The following is a 17779-nucleotide window of genomic DNA, read 5'->3' as shown; positions in this document are numbered from 1 at the left end:
TGAATAGTCAATGGCCTTCAAATCAGTGGATGATTAGCCGAAATCACCATTGACGTAACCGCGGGTACGGTCATCGCCTGGGTTGTTGAATAGTGCTTGTGTGTCATCGTGTTCAACCAGCTCGCCCATCAGGAAGAAGGCTGTACGGTCTGAAATACGACGTGCTTGCTGCATGGAGTGGGTCACGATAACGATGGTGAACTCTTTTTTGAGTGACTCCATCAAATCTTCAATCTTCTTGGTTGCGATTGGATCCAGTGCCGATGTTGGTTCATCCATAAGGATAACTTCAGGCTGCATAGCAATCGTACGAGCAATACACAGACGTTGTTGCTGACCACCTGAAAGACCAAAGGCGTGCGATTTAAGACGATCTTTTACTTCATCCCACAATGCTGCACCGCGTAGTGATTGTTCAACCACTTTGTCTAATTCTTTCTTATCTTTAATGCCTTGAGCACGTAGGCCGTAAGCCACGTTTTCGTAGATGCTCATAGGGAATGGGTTCGGCTTTTGGAACACCATGCCAACTTTAATACGTAGCTGAGAAACATCGATGTTGCCGTAAACGTTCTCGCCATCCATGGTTAGGTTACCGTCGATTTTTACGCCTTCGATCAGGTCGTTCATGCGGTTTAAGCAACGAAGTAGCGTTGATTTACCACAGCCAGATGGGCCAATTAATGCTGTTACCTGGCGGTTTGGAATTGGCAGGTTAATCTTTTTAAGTGCTTGGTTCGAACCGTAGTATAGGTCTAGATCTTGGATATCAAATTTGTTCATGGTTTTCTTCCTCAAAATTAGTAAGTCGCAGTATTGAAACGGCTAGCAATCAGTTTGGTTAATAAGTTAATAACAAGAACAATTACAATCAGAATGGTTGCCGTTGCGTAGGCTTGTTGCCATTCGTGAATGGTGTAGAGCTCTTGGGTCAACTTGTACAGGTGAACGGTTAGCGTACGGCCAGAGTCGAAAACGCTCTCTGGTACGCGGGCAACCATGCCTGCTGTCATGAATACCGGTGCTGATTCACCAATTACACGACCAACGCTGAGGATGATAGAGGTTACGATACCAGGCATAGCACTCGGTAAAATAAGTCTCCAGATGGTGTAGATTTTTGAAGCGCCCAGACCATAAGAACCTTCACGGTAAGTCTGAGGTACTGCCATTAACGCTTCTTCCGTAGTACGGATAATTACCGGCAGAATAAGAATACTCAGTGTTAATGCACCAGACAGAATCGAGTAGCCAAAGCCAAGTACAACAACGAAGAATGTCATACCAAACAGGCCGTAGATAATCGACGGAATACCTGCCAACGATTCAGTACAAAAACGGATAACTTTAACTAACTTACTGCCTACTTTTGCGTATTCAGTTAAGTAAATTGCCGTCATGATCCCCAGTGGTGCAGCAACTGCGATAGAAGCCGCAACCATATATAGGGTTGAGACGATCATTGGCCAAATACCAGACTCTTGACCTATGGTGGTGTAGTTAGAAGTAATGAAAGACCAATCTACGTACGATAGGCCGTTACTTAGGATGTACCAAACAACCCAAAGTAAGAAGCCAACGGTTACTGCCGCTGATGCCCAAATAACACCTAACGAAATTTTATCTTTAAGCAGCTGATGTGCTGTATTCGTTGCTTGTAAAGCCATAATAGTTACCTCGCGCGCTCACGGTTTAGGTAAAGAAGCGCAGCGTTCAACGTCATGATGAAGACTAAAAGAACAATACCCGTTGCGTACAGTGCACTTGCGTGAACACCTGTTGCGTATGACATCTCAATCGCGATGTTTGCGGTCAGCGTTCGTGCTGAATCTAGCAAGCCTTCAGGCATAGCTGGCGAGTTACCCATTACCATAATAATCGCCATGGTTTCACCCAGAGCACGAGCGATACCCAAGATAACGCCAGTCATGATGCCAGATCGTGCTGCTGGAACGAGCAGTTTGAAGATGGTGAACATCTGTGAAGCACCTAACGCCAAAGAACCTTCTTTGTATGTGCGAGGCACAGCGCGAATCGATGTTTCAGAAACGGTAATTACAGTAGGAAGAATCATCACTGCAAGGACGATAATACCGGCTAGTACTGTGTTACCAGCAGGTACTGAAAACACATTTTGAATCAGAGGAACGATAATCACTAGGCCGAAGAAGCCGTAAACTACCGATGGAATACCCGCCAATAATTCAATCATTGGTCGAATGATGTTTGCTAGGCGCTTAGGGGCAACTTCTGCGATGAAAATAGCCGTAAGCACACCGATTGGTACACCTAAAATAACGGCACCCGCTGTCGAGACCAGCGAGGCAACAATCATAGGGGCAATACCGTAAAGTGCTGGTGGTAACCAGTCGGTGCCTAAAACGATGCCAGAAACACCAGCATATTTAAACGCATCAATACCTTCACGGAAGATGAAATAAGCAATTGTAATCAGAGACAAAATACCTAGTGCAGCACTAAGCATAAAAAGGTTCTTGAAGAATAGTTCACGCCAATCGATCGTTTTCTTCGATCGTAGTGACGACATCTTCGTCGTTTTTTCAATATTTGCGATGGTCATAATAACAACTCCAACTGCCAGCGATATAAGCGGCTGACATTGAGGCAAAAAATAACGCTCAGTAACCACCGAGCGTTATTAAAGGGTTACTTAGTTAACAGCGATGTAGCCTTTACCTGAAACGAGCTTTTGTGCTTCTTCAGTTTGCGTCCAGTCTAGGAATGTCTTAGATGCTGGAGAGATTTTTGTTGTTTTGTAAAGTACTAGGAATGGGCGTTGTACCTTGTACTCACCAGAGTTAATAGCCGCCACTGATGGAGCATGGCCGTCTACAGACACAGCTTTAAGAGAGTTATCAACAGTACCTAGAGAAATGTAACCAATAGCAAATGGGTTATTTGCAACCGTTGTTTTTAGCTGGCCGTTACCAGATGCAACTTGTGCGCGTTGAGAAATTGCAGACACTTTCATGTCGTTAATTTTCTTTTTAAGGCTCATGATGTCTTCAAATGCACCGCGAGTACCTGATGCCGTATCACGGGTTACCACTACGATTGGCTTGTCTTCACCGCCAACTTGTTTCCAGTTTGTAATTTCACCTTTGTAAATTTTAGTGATGTCTTCTTTCTTCAAGTCTTTTACTGGGTTGCTGTTATGAACAACAACGGCGATACCATCACGAGCGACAACCACTTCTTTTAGTTCGCTCGATTTTTCAGAATCTTTTAAGTTACGAGAACTCATACCTAGGTCAGCCGAACCGTCATTTGCTGCACGGATACCCGCCGATGAACCTGGGCCTTGAACTTCAACAAACACAGATGGGTTTGCTTTGCTGTATGTTTCACCAAAAACTTCCATGAGTGGTGTTACTGAGCTAGAGCCAACAACAGAGATTGTTTCGTTTGCAACTGCAGCTGCGTTAAAAGCCATTGAACCTGCAAGAGCTAGTGCACCGATAACCTTTGTTTTCATTTTCCTGGTCCTTTACATGATGGCGTGATTGCCAATTGGGTTTGTATGAACGAAGCCAAGATTAGGAGAGTTTTATGACAATCATGTTTCAGTAGTTTGAACACTGTATGACGGTAGTCATAATTGCTTCTTATTTGTGCCATTAGGTGGGCTTTTGACTGCTAACCCCTTGGAATGGAGATGGTATTGATATAATTGTCAGTTTTTTGTCGTAGATTTTTAGTTGTTTGACCAATTATTTGTCGCGGAAATATGCATTTTCTTGCTGTAAATGGTATTTAATTTGTGATCTAGATCTACCTTTATGCTGACTTATAGGCGATAATGCAGCCCATTGTCGGCTTTATAAAATTATAAATTCAGGCCGAATATAATATGTTACAGCTAGTTATTTGAGGTTTTTGATGAATTTTTCTTTAAAGAATCTATCAATTCGCACACAGGTACTATTACCAGTGCTATTGATGGCCGCTGTTCTTTTCTTGTCTTTGCTATTTACTAAAGCTGAGTTAGAAAAAGAACAAACACATGTTACACAGAATACAAACGCACTGATCGAGTACAAAGATACGCTTGCTAATATCGATGATCAGGTTTATCCACTACGTATCAGTGCAGTTTACGCAATTTATGATGCAAACCGTCGTGATTCATTCCTTACTGAGCTAAACAACGGTGCACGTAAGATTGCAGCAGATCTTCAAGACATTGATCAAGTTCCTCAGTTTCGTGATGATGCAAAAAATGTAAAAAATGCGATTGATGCATACATCCAATACTCTACCCGTGCTGTTGATTTCTTTAACCGTTACGACACTGGTGTTGTATCGCAAGATGAATTCGATCGTTTCATTGCTGACTACCGCACAATTGGTAATACCATGGTGGCGACGATCAACAAGCTTTCTCAAGATGTGAATGCTTACGGTACAGCAAGCATGAAACAAAGCGCGGAAGATAATGCAGCTGTAATGCTAAAAGCGTCAATTGCGATTTTAGCGGTATTTATCATCGCTATCTTTGGTGCGTGGTGGCTATCAGGCTTAATTGTTAACCCAATCATTAAGCTTCAGGCTGTAATGCGCGAAGTGGCGGGTGGTAACCTACGTGTTCAAGCTGATCAAGACGGCGAGAACGAAGTTGCACGCTTAAGCGCTGATGTGAACAGCACTGTAACTCAACTGCACACGACGGTAGATGCATTAATCCGCATCAGTGAAGATGTAGCTTCTGCTTCAACAGAGCTTGCAGCGGTAATGACGCAGTCTGAAGCAAATGCTCAGCAAGAACTTAACGAGATCGACCAAGTTGCCTCTGCGGTGAATGAGCTTTCAAGCACAGCTGACAACGTAAGCGATAACGCAACTAATGCCGATGCGACTGCGAAGCAAACAGATGATCTAGCGAAAGAAGGTTTGAACATCTTTGAGCAAAGCAATGCAGCTAGCCAGCAGATGTCGAATACGCTCGAAGAAGCGGCAGGCGTGGTAACGCGTCTAAAAGACCAATCTGAGCAAATCAGCAAGGTTATCGAAGTTATTCGCAGTATCTCAGAACAAACTAATTTACTAGCATTGAATGCGGCGATTGAAGCGGCACGTGCGGGTGAATCTGGCCGTGGTTTTGCCGTTGTTGCCGATGAAGTACGTATGCTTGCAGCACGCACTCAGTCTTCAACGCAAGAGATTCAAACGATTATCGAAGAGCTTCAGTCTCAGTCTGGTAATGCGAATGAAAGCATGCAGCAGAGCCTAGAAATGCTTCAACGTAACCAAGCGCTTTCTAACCAAGCGAATGATGCGTTGATCGGTATTACTGAATCTGTTGTTCAAATCAGTGATATGAACACACAAGTGGCAACAGCCGCTGAGCAACAGTCTCAAGTGACGCAAGACATTAACCGTAATGTGACCAACATGTCTGAGATCATCAACCAAAACGTTGCTGGTATCAGTCAGAGTGCACAGGCAAGTGCTGAGCTTTCTCAACTTGCAGAGCAACAAAAACAACAGCTGTCTTTCTTTAAACTATAAGTAAAGCGGTAGATAGTTAATAAAAGCCTGTCTTTGACAGGCTTTTTTCGTTTAGGCTGAAAGAGCCGTAATGATGAACAGTGATAGTCGCAATGATAAAAAAAGCCCAACAGATGATCGTCTTTAATGCGCTGACCAAGCAGCAGAGCTTCACTAAAGCCGCCCAGTTGCTGGATATCTCACGTACTCAGGTGAGTAAGCAAATTCAACAACTGGAAGAGCGATTAGGGGTGCAGCTAGTGCAGCGTACGACACGCTCTTTTGCCTTAACGGAAGAGGGGCAACGCTTTGCTGTTCACTGTGAAAATATAGCCAGTGAGATCAATGATGCTGAAAGTGAACTGCTTGAAGTCAGTGATACTATGCAAGGTTTATTACGGGTTGGTATTGCACAGTCATTTGCACGTCATCATATTGCGCCTTTTATCTCAGAGTTTCATGAAAAGTACCCTCAACTCGATCTTGAGTTGAGCCTGTTTGATCACCGGGTTGACCTTATTGCTGAACAGCTCGATCTCTGGATTGGTATGACGGACTCTCCACCAGAAGGGTTTGTTGCTCGCCATTTGGCCGATTGCCATTTTGTGCTAGCGGCAAGTCCTGACTATCTTGCACGTAATGGGGTGCCATATACACCTGAGGATCTGTCTGATCATAACTGCATTACTTACTACAGCCGCGAGCGGAAAGACAACGTCTGGAGCTTTACTAAAGCAACGACAGATGATCAAGAAAATACAAACGTCCAATTGAAAGTAAAAGGTAATTTCAGAGTCGATTCTGCCGATGCTATTTTAGATGCCACCCTGACGGGGAATGGGGTGGGTTATCTGGCGACATATTTGTTAGAGAAAGAATTTAGCGAAGGGAAATTGGTACGGTTACTGCCTGATTGGACGCTGACTCAGCACATGCCTTTATATGCGGTATATCCGAGATACAAGTTTTTACCGAAGAAAGTGCACGCATTTATTGAGTTTGTTCGCCATCACATTGGTGAACCTGTCTACTGGGATAACGTATTGCGATAACGTTTGCACGAGATCTTGTGCAATATATCACCACGAGCAATGTATTTATGCAGCTTAATAATGTGATCATTGTCACTTGTGGAAACAAGAGTATCCCATATACGCACCAATCAGGTTGTTTTCGTTTGCTTTGCTGATAAAAGCATCAAAAAATCGGAATTGTGTGTCCAAAGTGTAAATGGGTGTAACAATCTGATCCTTGTCACACTTTGTAATATGAATAGAATGCCTCCGCAATCGTTTACTAAAAAAACTACTGTGGAGAATGACCTTGAATTATTTGGTCAGCATTTTAGGCGTATTTACGCTTTTTGCGGTTGCTATCTTATGTTCAGAAAACCGTCGCGCAATTAATTGGCGCACTGTGGGTGGCGCTTTTGCTATCCAATTAGTGTTTGCGGGATTCATTCTATATGTACCTGTTGGGCGCGATATCCTTAACAGCGTGTCAAATGCAGTATCTGGCATCATCGACTACGGTCGTGTTGGTACCGAGTTTCTTTTTGGTGAACTAGCTCAGTTTAAACTTGGTTTCATTTTTGCGGTTAACGTACTGCCAACGATTGTTTTCTTCTCTGCTCTTATTTCTGTGTTGTACTACCTTGGCGTAATGGGTTTCATCATTCGTACTATTGGTGGCATGTTGCAACGCATTCTTGGAACAAGCCGTACAGAATCTATGTCTGCAACAGCAAACATCTTTGTGGGTTCAGTAGAAGCACCACTAGTTGTTCGTCCTTACCTTGCTAAAATGAGCCGTTCTGAATTATTTGCCGTAATGGTAGGTGGCTTAGCCTCTGTTGCTGGTGGTACTTTGGTAGGCTATGCCGGTTTAGGTGTTGATATTAGCTACCTTGTGGCGGCAAGTTTTATGTCTGCACCTGCTGGTCTTATGATGGCTAAAATCTTGGTTCCTCAAACTGAAATGGTTGATGAGGAAAACCAAGCATCTGATGACGGTGAAGATGATGAGCCTGTAAACATCATTGATGCAGCAACACGCGGTGCGTTAGGTGGCCTACAAATCGTAATGGCAGTTGGTGCGAGTTTACTTGCTATTATCAGCTTGATTGCACTTATCAATGGTGGCCTAAGCCATGTTGGTGACTGGTTAGGTGTGAATAACCTAAGCCTTGAATTGATCTTTGGTTACTTGTTTGCTCCTGTGGCATGGCTGATTGGTGTACCTTGGTCTGAAGCGACAGTGGCTGCAAGCTTGATTGGTAAGAAAATCGCAGTTAACGAATTTGTTGCTTTTGCAGACCTTATGGCCGTAAAAGATCAACTAAGCGCACACTCACAGGCAGTTGTTACGTTTGCATTGTGTGGCTTTGCTAACTTGACTTCTATTGCCATGCTAATGGGTGGTCTTGGTGGCGTAGTGCCGAGTCGTCGTCCTGATATTGCACGCTTAGGTTTTAAAGCGATTTTTGCGGCAACCTTAGCGAACTTGATGAGTGCGACCATTGCCGGTGTGTTCTTGTCTTTCTAAGACTCGTATTACTCGCTAGATAATGAATTTTAAACAGAGAGCCTCGGCTCTCTGTTTTTGTTTAAGAAACGATTAAAAGCTAGGCCAAAGTAAATTGGCATCAATATTGCTGTATTATTGTTAGGTGGTTAAGTTTGGATTATCGAGTGGATATCTTCTGGTCTCACTTACTGCATTTCTCTGTTTAATTAGGCGTGAACATGAGAAACCTATGTGGTAACTGATTCAGAAAAGCTGTAGGTAGGGAAGCGCTGCCCGAATACACGGGCAACGGTAAGACCTAAGAGCGTTACATATTATCAATATAAAAATACCGAGAAGCGTTTTGTATTGATGGTAAAAGTATAGTGAAGAATGGCATTACACTTTCTTAAAAGTGATACCATTTTGTAAAGCGAGCGAGGTGAAGAAGCTAGCCTTTCTCAGAGCACTCTTTTTTTTCAATAAGTATTGGTTGCCTTAAGCATGAAATCACCCGTAGATAAACTTTTAACTAAGCATGAAAATCTTATTCATTCTGATGGTAAAAAAGTGTTGTCACATACGCAGAGAGATGACGGTGAGTGGGTACTGCATACCCTCATGATTGAAGATTGCGATGCCCCTTTTAAATTTCGCAGGACAAAAAGGTACCGTACGCTAAAAGGGCAACAAGTTAACTTAACCTATTACCCAGATAGCGAAAAAGTGGCAGGTTTTGAGATAGAAGTGATGCGCGTTGTGCGAATAAAGCTGCATTAATAGTTTGAAAGCTTTAAGCATTTTCTATTGTGGTGTTATTTCGCATTTCGCCCCTTGGGTGTAGCGAATATTGCGGAAGTAAGCTGTTGGTGTTTGCCCAGCCTCTGTGTATTCGCCTGCCCAATTTGAAATTCTTGAATCGGTCAGCCATACATTAGCCATAATGCGTAAGGTCGAATCTTTTGCTGATGGGGTAGGGGTTTCCGGTGTGTTTTTTTCGGTATGTACCAGCTCGCCATCGATATACCACTTGATCCGTTTTTTTGTCCATTTAATGGCGTAGTGGTGATAATCTTCCGATGCATCAAAATTTAAATAAATCAGCTTCTCGTTACTGTTTTCGTAACGATCATCATTCGTCCAGTAATTGATTTGAACGGCGTTGGTGTTATCGCCTAAAAACTCAATATCTATTTCATTGTGCATACCATTGCTGTTTTCATCTTTATCGTAAGGCCCTGCGAATAAAAAGAAAGCACTGACCACTCCCGGTTCATTAACCGGCTTTATTTCGGCTTCAAAACAGCCATAACGATAAAAATCATGGCTGCGCAGTTCGCCAGATTGATAGTCACTACTGCCGTCACTCAGTGGTGTTTTACTGAGGGTAATTGCCATTCCCTGATCTTCTGAAAAGGTGATTGCTTCACCTTCCCAGCGGTTTACGAAAGGAAAACCATTACTCCAACCGTCAGATTTCCACCAAATCTCTGAGTTTAATGTCTCGAGTGGATCAAGGAAGTTGTTATTCGTGTTGGCTGCAAAAACAGAAGATGAAACGAAGCTGCAAGCCATAAGGGCAAGCGGAGTTAATGATTTAATTGTCAGCATAACGGTATCTATTTGTAAAAGGCGTACAATCAGTGTAGCTACGATATATAAAACAATAGGCTGGGTTATGTATCAGTATTAAGACAAAACGCATTTTTGATACGCAATACATTCAACGATGACTTAGGTCACTAGACTTATCGCTAGCGCTAGGCGGCATATAATCAAAGATAGGCTTGTAGCCCCGTTGTTTATACCATAAGGCTATCAAGATAAGAGAGTTGGTATTGATGTTATAAGCCGTGTTTGGCGAGCCAGCTTTGTATAAACCAGTTGGTACAGAGCGGTTATTTAAGCTGTTATTGACCACGGTGTTGTACAACAAACGGCTATAGCTATCTTTGTAGATAACACTTAACCCAAAGGCGACTTTGTTACTGAAGGTTTGTCCATTTTCAATCGGTTTACCTCCTGGTGAAGTGGAAAGCCAGCTTTTCCCATAAAAATAGATATTGTTGTACGCAAACCATGGGCGTTGGCTTAGTGCATCTTCTGCAAAGATGATGAGTTTCTGGGATTGGTCATAGCGGTTCTTATGCAGGCTATAAAGGGTATCTAACTGGTTCCACCATAGATCGTGATATCCCAACTCTATCGCCTGAAGTACGTAGGGATCAGTGGTAAAGTAGGGCAAGTTACGAATATCTATGTACACTTCTTCTTTATCTACTATGACATGCTTACTAAATTTGGGACCAAGAGCTTCCGAGACATCCAGTTTCTCCATCGCAAACCCTTGAGCGGCATATTGTAAATAGCCCAATCGACCTTCTTGGCGATAGGATGTTAATTTTTTAGATTTATGTTCGCCAAATAAAGTACCGTTATTCACTGAACGGGCAATATCCCATTGCGTCGTAATGGCCTCGATTTGATCAACGAATTCAGGCTTATAACTTGCCACAATATTAAGCCAAATAAGTAACCGACCAATGTCTAAGGCTGACCACCCATCTCCATTTGACTGTGTTTGGCTGAGCGGGCCTGATGGTTTGCCTGTCTTGGTATTGTATTGTCGATTAGGCAGTATGTCCTTATACAGGGGTAAATCAGCTAAGGTTGTTAGTGTTTTCTCAAGCATGACGTTTGCTTGTAGGCTCGTGTATTCCCCTAGATGTTCCAACGCCAAAATTGCGCCAATACTACTACCAACGTCCCACATTGTTGCGTGTGAATAGCCTTGTACCGAATCGATTAGACCTGTGGTGTTATTCCAATTTCGGTCAATATAATAGCGTGCTTTTTTTATTAGCAGTTGGTCTTCACGGCTGAGCTTAGTGGCTTCAGAAGATAAGTGCATTCGGTGAACCGATTGCTTCTCTGAATGTTCAACGCTGGTGGTATGGTTAAGCTCTAAAGTGTCAGCGTCTGATTCTGCTGCGGATATATCTGTTTGTGTGGTTGTAATAATTGCCGGTGAGATGCTTCGGCGCTGAAACTCGATAACACTGGCTTTACTATTATCAACCGCCTGAGTCACAGCGCGTCCCCCAAAGAAGCTGGGTGCTTCCGTGTTAGTCGTAGTGGGGGTTTCCACGGAATGAGTTGTTGCAACCTTAGCCGTGGTGTCAGTGGAATAAGTATTGGCAAAGCCAGATGGTGTGCCCAGTACAAACCCCAGCACCAAGGCTGTAGTGATATCTCGAAGGCTGTACGGGAACCATTTCATTTTTAGGCAAACCTACATCAAACGTATTCATCCATGAATTAACTAACTATATGTTAAATAAAAGCTAAATCAAGTTTGATACAAGATGCTGTGATATGAAATATGATGAGCTTAATAAACGGCGTTTCCTACTGGTTTTCTTATCTATGAGAATAAAGCGATAAAAGGCAATATTGGGTAAAAGGTCAGCATGAGATGCTTGTATAATTATCATGCTATTCGTTACAATCTGCGCAAAGGATCGTATTTAGCATTTCAGGGATGTGACTTAATTTAAATAAGGTTACCCTGTGACTGCACCGCATATTGTTGAGTTTCTTTCTGATATTCCACATCAATTACAGATTGGCTGTGATGCTTTAGCGTTACGCTTGGCTGCGGTTAATACTCCTATCAGCTATGCTTCTCGCCGTTACGTATTGCCTCGCACTTCGGCAATGATGGTCAAAACATATCTTTCTCAAACACAACTATTTCTAGAACCTTATGGTGAAGTGGCGGACGCAGAAGTTGTACTCGCTTTCTCATTTGGTGATGCGCCTGCGGTCAATAAAGAATTAGCCAAAGTCGCGCAAGATAGTGTGATAGCACATCCCACTATGCCGTTATTAATGCAGCAAGAAATTGCGATTCATTCCGCGGCAACGAATAGCGCATCACTTTTTAGTATTCAAGCGACGGCTTACCAGACAACGGCTGATGTGGCACAAGCTGCGTTAACGTTAACGAATAAGCGTAAAGTTTTGGTGGTGGCGCAAGCTTGGCACGCGCAACGGTGTATCGATACCTGTGCATCACTGGGGTGGGAGGTTGTTGGGTTGCGTTGTTCTTCTGCTTTTCCTGAAGATGATCCACAGCCTTGGGTACGCCACCCGCTAAATTGGATAATAAAAGAAAGCCATAGAGAACAAGCCGCTGGATATGAAATTAGTGAGCGATTTCAATTAATTTAGTGATATTTGCTAGTCTAAAAAAGCTAACATATCAACATTGATGTCTATACTTCATATAATACTAGTGGAGTATGGAGAAGGAACTTGCTGCTCACTCATCTCAACAAGGCATTTGCAGATTGTAAGAAAGACTTGGCTTTTGTCGGGCTATTCAGTCTGGCGATTAACTTTTTAGTCCTTACTCTGCCTATTTACAGCTTACAACTTTTTGATCGTGTACTCAGTAGTGCTAGCTTAGACACCCTTTTTGCTTTGCTGGTTATTGCTGTTCTATTACTTTCTGCACAAGCAGTCATCGAGCATGTCCGTACACAGTTATTGCAAAAGTCGGGCTTAAAGTTAGATGTATCGCTGAGCCCTTCGTTACTCGCCGATAGTATCCGTCAATCTTCTCAGCAAAATCGTATTCAAAAACGTGGCTTACAAGATCTTGCAGAACTACGTAATTTCCTTGTTACGCCTTCAACATCCGCCATTTTTGATATTCCGTGGGTGCCTGTCTTTTTACTTATCCTCTTTTTACTTCACCCTTATATCGGTGCGGTTGCTCTTATTGGCAGCGTAATTTTTGCCGTATTGTCTGTATTAATGATGTATGCAGCACGAAAGCCAAGTGGGCATTCGCAAGAGTTAGCCGCTAAAACCAGTATGGAGTTGAATGATTACTTGCGGAATGCACCGACCTTACGCGCGATGGGCATGGCTGATAACGTGGGGAATATTTGGAACCAACGTAATAGTGAACAACTTAACTTGCAATGGAAACTGAACTCTCGAACAGGGCAATTACTTGCAATCAGCCGTTATTTTCGAACATTGCTGCAAGTGGTGATACTGACTGTGGGCGTGATGCTTGCCTTAGATCAGCAAATCGGTACCGGTGCGATTATTGCGAGTTCTATTCTTATGGCTCGAGTATTAGCGCCATTTGAACAAGCGGTAAGTGGCTGGAAAGGCTGGTATAGCGCCTATCAATCTTACCAACGTTTAAAAAACCTAGAATGCAGCAAGTCAGAGTTAGCAAAAACAGCCTTACCAGAACCTAAAGGTGAGCTGCTCTTAAAACATGTTGGATTGAAATTTGATGGTCAGAAAGAACCTGTTTTGCAAAATATTAGCTTTAAGTTAGGGGCTGGAAATGCTCTGGCAATTATGGGGAATAGCGGTTCAGGAAAATCGACTTTAGCAGCATTGATTATGGGTATTCATAAGCCGTCGATGGGGTCAATAAAGATTGATGGGGCTGCATTGGAGCTTTGGCCTGAAGAGCAGTTTGGCCGCCATATCGGTTACCTGCCTCAAGAAGTAGGTCTATTAGCAGGGACGGTTGCTGAGAATATTTGTCGATTTAGTGAAGCCCCAGCAGAAGACATTATTCATGCGGCAAGATTAGCGTGTGTACATGAGCTGATCATTTCTTTGCCTAAAGGGTATGACACCTATTTAGGTGAAGGAGGCATGCAGCTTTCTGGGGGGCAAAAGCAACGGATTGGATTAGCGCGTGCTATTTTCTCTAACCCAAGTGTTCTGGTGCTGGATGAGCCGAATTCAAATTTGGATCCTGAAGGCGAAGTCGCACTGGCGATTGTGCTGCAATATTGTAAAGAAAACAGTATTACAGTGGTGATGATAAGTCACCGTCCTGGTTTCTTACGGCAGATGGATTGGGTGATTGTACTTAAAGATGGAAAGATCGAAAAAGCCGGTACTTGCGATAAATTCTTGGGGGCTATGTCTGAAGTTGATGGTGCCGAAACAGTAACGGCGAATGCGAGTCGCTCTTCATCAGCAGCACAAGCAGGGGGTGCACGTGGATAGTTCAACTTTTGACACTAAGCGATTAATTATCTTTGGCTGTGTTTTCGTATTACTCACTGTCGGTATATTCATTTCGTGGGCTGTTACAGCCAAACTTAATGCAGCCTCTATCGCATCAGGCACTCTGGTTGTGGAATCGCAGCGTAAGAAAGTTCAGCACTTGCAGGGGGGCTGGGTAAAGGCGATTTATGTTTCCGAAGGGCAGCAAGTCGAAGCGGGTGACATACTGCTAGAACTGGCAAACAGTAAGGCAGAATCGGATTTTAGGCGTTTAATATTGCGTGCGGTTTCCTTGCAGTCTCAGCACGATCGTTTAGATGCCGAGCTAAATAAGAGTAAAGCGGTTGATTGGAGTGTTAAGCGTTTGCCAATTTTGTCAGAACTCGATGAAGTTGAATTAAGTAATATTATCAACACTCATCAAATGCAGTTTCAGCAGGCCTCCTTGCGGGATGATTTACGCTCAGGTCAATTTGAACAACGTAAACTGCTGTTAGACGAACAATTACGAGGGGCTAAATTCCAGCTTCGAGCAATTCGTCGACAGCTAGAACTAGTGAAACAAGAAATTGAAATGACGGCGGGGCTACTTAAAAAAGGGTTTGTAGCTAAAACTAGAATGCTTGAGTTACAACGCCACCAAGCCAGCATTGAAGCACAAATTGCGGAGCTGGACTCTGAAAAAGAAGTCTTGGCACGCCAGTTGGTGTCGCTAGAGCAAGACTATGACACGGAAACTATTGAAATTCAGCAGGGATTGACGGCACAACTTGAGCTTACAGACAAAGAATTAAGGGATGTGAAACAAGCGTTAACCGCAGCAACCGATATTCGCTCCCGCGTGACGATCCGAAGTGAACACAGCGGTACGGTTGTAGGCATGAATGTGCACAGTGTGGGCGGTGTCGTTAATGCGGGTGATGTGATGATGGAAATAGTCCCCAATAGTGACGAGTTAATCGTGGAAGCTTTGGTTAAGCCAGAAGACATTGATGTTGTTCACCAAGGGTTAGCTGCAAAAGTGCGATTGAGTGCTTTTAATGTGCGTCGGACGCCTCCCGTCCAAGGTGAGGTGATATATGTAGCCGCTGACCGATTAATGCCTAAAAAAGAGTCCCAACAAACGGGGTACCTCGTCAAAGTTAAATTAAGCAAAAGCGATGTAGAAAGGCTGGGGGACGTTGAGTTATACCCTGGTATGCCTACCGAGGTCTTTATTTTATTAGAGAGCCAAACAATGTGGGAATACCTTTCTGCTCCCTTGTTTAGTTCTTATTACCGCGCCTTTAGAGAGTCGTAAGCAGGAGGCTTATCATGATTGTGTTTTGGTTATGCTTTTATTTGTTTTTCTTTTTTCTTGCGGTTGCTATTGGTTACCACAAGGGAAATTTAGTCGCAGGTATCTTATTAGGCTATGTTTTAGGTCCAATTGGTGTGTTGCTTTTATGCTTGAGTAAAGACCGAAAACATATTACCTGTCCTTATTGTGAAGCTCAGATACACAAGCGTTCGTATTTTTGTCCTAAATGTCGAGAAAAAGTAATGGCTGTTGCCTAGGGTAAAAGTATAGGAAAGTACAATGAGAAAGAATAAACAACGCGCAAAGTCAGCAAATCATCAAGCGATACTTCCTCAGCACACAGGACGATTGGAAGGGAAGTGGAAAAGTTCGGCGATGCTCTCGTATATAGCGACGTTACTTGGTAAATCAAGACTGACGGTTTCTGCTGTAGTGGCTTTTGTTCTTACGATAGTCGTTGTTTGGCAGTATTATCAATATCAAGAAAGTCTGACACAACTAGTAGCAAAAGAAGCAATCATTGTTGATCAGCGCGATCAAATTAATGAGCTGTTAGTTGAGTTAGATAATCAGGGGCAAAATGTCATTGAGCTGGAAAGCAATGTTAGCTTAGCCAGTGAATTACTTGCGGATAATAATTTAACTGTGAGCTTGCTGAATGAAAAAGTTGAGCAGTTACTGGAAGATAATGCTGACAAAGAAGCTGCATTGCGGTTGGTGAAGTTAGATTATCAACGTAATTTATCAAAGGAACGGAATAAAGGTAAAGCGCGCATTCGCTCGTCTGAGCAAGCCTTGGCGCAAGAGCGTGAGGCTTTAGCTTTGCAAGAGGCCAGTGTTAATTCCAAGATCGGTGATCTTGATGATTGGGAAAAGAAAAAGGCCGAGTTCGATAAATTGTATGCAAGTTCGGCGCTTGAGGTAGAGAATGAAAAGCGCATCGATAAGCTAATGGCGCAGTTTAATAGTTTACGTGTCGATCTGACAGTGGTGAATGAGTGTGACAAAGATTATTTATACCGCTATAACGAAGCCAAAAGTGTACTGAACCATATTCGTACGTTTATACAAAAATATGAAATGAAACAAGAATATTACTTTTTTGTTATTTCAAATGACAGCCAAATAACATCCCAAAATAGGAAAATTTGCTTTAAAGATTAGTCTTAATTGCGACAGCTCATGCTACTTAAACGTGTAATGCGTTTATTTGAAAGGCTGATGATTTTACTGTAAATAAAATTATCATTTATCAATACGTGTATTTAGGTATACTGGTCGGCTGTAACCGTTTGTTGAGTATATAGAAATGCGATTTGTTGTTGGATGTGCGTTATTGTTAGTAGGTTGTAGTTCAACAACGAATATACAAGACCGACTTTTAAGTGATATTGACTACCCTTTATCTAAAACGTTTGAATCGGGTCGATTCGAAAGTGTTGTTATGCAGCCTTATATTCAATTTGGGCAGCACAAGCGCTTTTACGAAAAAACGACTCTTTCTCAGTTTAAACGTTTAAGCAAAGCGCGCTCTGCGAGCCTAGCTGTGCAATATGCCGACTTATTTGATGAACCGCTTGATGTTCAGAACCGTCATTTATATCAATACCAAGTGAAATTCGGTCAGGAAGTGGGTCAAACGAAACGCTATTTCTATATTTTCGATACTCACGATAATGGTGCTCGCTGGGTGATGAACATTCATCATGACGGCATGGGTGCTGAGATGATGTTCCCTACCAAGTTAAGTACCCTCGATGAAGGCATGTCATTCACTGCAACCTATGATTTGCAGATAAGTGATGTGGTGCATTTAGCTGAGAAACAAAAAGAGACGTTACTTTTCCCTGTGACACGGTTAGTGAACGCTTTGGATCAAGCTGCTATTAGCGATGACGATTTTGCTGATGATGCCTTTAGCCGCTCAATTACCACACTCATTGATTATGAAGGCCTATTTCCGATTGGCTTTTCATTTAAAAACTCGTTAAAGGGAACAAGTGACAGTAAAGCTGCTGGTGATGCACTATCGCAACAGTGTACGTATACAGTCACCAAGACCTTCCAGCCGCTAAAATCACGTGAAGCATTTGCGGTTAAAGAGATTAAATTTGAAACGGTGAAAGTTAATACTGCTTATGAATACACGCTGTCTTGTGATGGCCGAGAGGCTGATCACTTGGCTGTCGATAGTCAGTTTTGGTATTCACCTGCGATGGGGATTTTAAAAACAGCACGAGATGTGAGTTTTACTGAGCTGGTTTCAGATGATTTGCTAGATGATGCGATGAGCTATATTGATGATAAGCAAGCGTTTAAAGCAGAGTTATCTAAGGTGAAGTTTACCATTGGCTCTGCTGTGACTGAGCTGAAGCAGTAATGTGATTTTCTGTGTGATATTTTGCTCAGTTAGTT

16 protein-coding genes are annotated in these 17779 nt (G+C 42.8%); 10 read left to right on the top strand and 6 right to left on the bottom strand.

Annotation, left to right across the window (positions count from 1 at the left end):
* Window positions 1-33: 33 nt before the first annotated feature.
* The 4 genes from pstB to OCU77_RS11140 all read right to left on the bottom strand — a co-directional run bounded on the left by pstB (window position 34) and on the right by OCU77_RS11140 (window position 3496).
* Window positions 34-783: a phosphate ABC transporter ATP-binding protein PstB gene (gene pstB / locus OCU77_RS11155; protein ID WP_107302518.1), complete on the bottom strand. Its 750-nt coding sequence runs from the start codon at window positions 781-783 to the stop codon at window positions 34-36.
* Between the two features lie 17 nt (window positions 784-800).
* Entirely contained in the window at window positions 801-1667 is an 867-nt protein-coding gene (pstA, locus tag OCU77_RS11150) for a phosphate ABC transporter permease PstA (RefSeq protein WP_048899535.1), read from the bottom strand.
* Between the two features lie 5 nt (window positions 1668-1672).
* Entirely contained in the window at window positions 1673-2581 is a 909-nt protein-coding gene (gene pstC, locus OCU77_RS11145; RefSeq protein WP_048899536.1) for a phosphate ABC transporter permease subunit PstC, read from the bottom strand.
* Window positions 2582-2671: 90 nt separating this feature from the next.
* Window positions 2672-3496: a phosphate ABC transporter substrate-binding protein gene (locus OCU77_RS11140; RefSeq protein ID WP_048899537.1), complete on the bottom strand. Its 825-nt coding sequence runs from the start codon at window positions 3494-3496 to the stop codon at window positions 2672-2674.
* A gap of 404 nt (window positions 3497-3900) precedes the next feature.
* Here OCU77_RS11140 and OCU77_RS11135 point away from each other — a divergent pair, with 404 nt between their 5' ends.
* From OCU77_RS11135 to OCU77_RS11120, 4 genes are all read left to right on the top strand, one after another.
* Entirely contained in the window at window positions 3901-5529 is a 1629-nt protein-coding gene (locus OCU77_RS11135) for a methyl-accepting chemotaxis protein (protein ID WP_048899538.1), read from the top strand.
* Between the two features lie 92 nt (window positions 5530-5621).
* A complete protein-coding gene (locus OCU77_RS11130; protein WP_048899539.1) occupies window positions 5622-6560 on the top strand; it encodes a LysR family transcriptional regulator in 939 nt (312 codons plus the stop codon).
* Window positions 6561-6831: 271 nt separating this feature from the next.
* A complete protein-coding gene (locus OCU77_RS11125) occupies window positions 6832-8052 on the top strand; it encodes a NupC/NupG family nucleoside CNT transporter (protein ID WP_048899592.1) in 1221 nt (406 codons plus the stop codon).
* Window positions 8053-8517: 465 nt separating this feature from the next.
* Window positions 8518-8793 (top strand): hypothetical protein, encoded by a 276-nt coding sequence (locus tag OCU77_RS11120; protein WP_048899540.1) that lies wholly within the window; start codon window positions 8518-8520, stop codon window positions 8791-8793.
* A gap of 24 nt (window positions 8794-8817) precedes the next feature.
* On the opposite strand, the gene OCU77_RS11115 is transcribed toward OCU77_RS11120, so the two are convergent.
* Both OCU77_RS11115 and OCU77_RS11110 read right to left on the bottom strand, forming a co-directional pair.
* Entirely contained in the window at window positions 8818-9624 is an 807-nt protein-coding gene (locus OCU77_RS11115) for a family 16 glycosylhydrolase (protein ID WP_053111842.1), read from the bottom strand.
* 112 nt (window positions 9625-9736) lie between these two features.
* Window positions 9737-11293 (bottom strand): DUF3131 domain-containing protein, encoded by a 1557-nt coding sequence (locus OCU77_RS11110; RefSeq protein ID WP_107302517.1) that lies wholly within the window; start codon window positions 11291-11293, stop codon window positions 9737-9739.
* 290 nt (window positions 11294-11583) lie between these two features.
* Between OCU77_RS11110 and OCU77_RS11105 the strand changes: the two genes are divergently transcribed.
* The 6 genes from OCU77_RS11105 to OCU77_RS11080 all read left to right on the top strand — a co-directional run bounded on the left by OCU77_RS11105 (window position 11584) and on the right by OCU77_RS11080 (window position 17744).
* Complete coding sequence (locus OCU77_RS11105) at window positions 11584-12246, top strand: hypothetical protein (RefSeq protein ID WP_053111848.1); 663 nt, start codon at window positions 11584-11586, stop codon at window positions 12244-12246.
* Window positions 12247-12330: 84 nt separating this feature from the next.
* Entirely contained in the window at window positions 12331-14064 is a 1734-nt protein-coding gene (locus tag OCU77_RS11100) for a type I secretion system permease/ATPase (protein WP_048899541.1), read from the top strand.
* Entirely contained in the window at window positions 14057-15364 is a 1308-nt protein-coding gene (locus OCU77_RS11095; RefSeq protein WP_239686015.1) for an HlyD family type I secretion periplasmic adaptor subunit, read from the top strand. Before OCU77_RS11100 ends, OCU77_RS11095 begins: the two co-directional genes overlap by 8 nt.
* 14 nt (window positions 15365-15378) lie before the next feature.
* On the top strand, window positions 15379-15621 hold the full coding sequence (locus OCU77_RS11090; protein ID WP_244915157.1) for a hypothetical protein: 243 nt from the start codon (window positions 15379-15381) through the stop codon (window positions 15619-15621).
* A 22-nt stretch (window positions 15622-15643) separates the two neighbouring features.
* A complete protein-coding gene (locus OCU77_RS11085) occupies window positions 15644-16528 on the top strand; it encodes a hypothetical protein (protein ID WP_048899543.1) in 885 nt (294 codons plus the stop codon).
* A 280-nt stretch (window positions 16529-16808) separates the two neighbouring features.
* A complete protein-coding gene (locus OCU77_RS11080) occupies window positions 16809-17744 on the top strand; it encodes a hypothetical protein (RefSeq protein ID WP_144414916.1) in 936 nt (311 codons plus the stop codon).
* Window positions 17745-17779: the final 35 nt, after the last annotated feature.

Source organism: Photobacterium swingsii (assembly GCF_024346715.1).
Taxonomy (GTDB): Bacteria; Pseudomonadota; Gammaproteobacteria; order Enterobacterales; family Vibrionaceae; genus Photobacterium; species Photobacterium swingsii.
Note: the sequence above shows the minus strand (reverse complement) of the source record. Positions and strands in the feature narration are given on the sequence as shown.